The following is an 867-nucleotide window of genomic DNA, read 5'->3' as shown; positions in this document are numbered from 1 at the left end:
CCCAAGTCAAGACGCTTCTTGCCCGCAAGCAGGCACTCGACGCCGAAACCGCCGTCCAGATCGCCCTGCTCAACAACAAAGGTCTGCAAGCGGCGTATGCCGATCTCGGCGACAGCGCGGCCGACGCCTGGCAGTCGACGCTGTTCATCAACCCGACCGTCTCCATCGGCACGACAGGCATAGGGACGCCGGAACTCGAGGCGTTCAAGACGATCGAAGGGATGATCACGACGAACATCCTGGCGCTCGCGACGAAGAACCGCGACGTGGCGATCGCCGACACCCGCTTCCGCCAGGCGCAGTTGACCGCGGCGGTGACGACCCTCCAGCTCGCCGCCGACACGCGGCGTGCCTTTATCGGCGCGGTGGCGGCCTGGGAAAACGTCGGGCAGCTCCAGCGTGCCCAGGCAGCGGCCGACGCCGCTTCCGAACTGGCCGAGAAGCTGGGCGAGACCGGCGCGATGGCCAAGGGCGCCCAGGCCCGCGAACATGTGTTCGTCGCCGAACTCGCCGCAGAAACGGCGAAGGCCCGCCTGGCGGCCCGTCTCGCCAAGGAGNCGAACATGTGTTCGTCGCCGAACTCGCCGCAGAAACGGCGAAGGCCCGCCTGGCGGCCCGTCTCGCCAAGGAGGAACTGACACGGCTGATGGGTCTGTGGGGCTCCGACCTGGACTACCAGGTTCCCAACAGCCTGCCACCGCTACCCAAGGCCGTCGTCCGGCGCGACACCATCGAGGCCGAAGCACTCCGAAACCGAATCGACCTGCAGGTCGCGAAGCTCGAACTGGAGGCCACTGCCAGGTCCTATGGGCTCACCGAAGCCACACGTTACGTCACCGACCTCGAAATCCTGACGGGCTTCGAAAC

At 66.6% G+C, this 867-nt stretch carries 1 pseudogene; it reads left to right on the top strand.

Annotation, left to right across the window (positions count from 1 at the left end):
- Window positions 1–867, top strand: a pseudogene (locus tag BN1800_RS39670) (TolC family protein); the annotation flags it as partial.

The sequence above is a fragment of the Rhizobium sullae genome (assembly GCF_900169785.1).
GTDB lineage: Bacteria > Pseudomonadota > Alphaproteobacteria > Rhizobiales > Rhizobiaceae > Rhizobium > Rhizobium sullae.
This window is presented reverse-complemented; position numbering and strand designations above follow the sequence as displayed.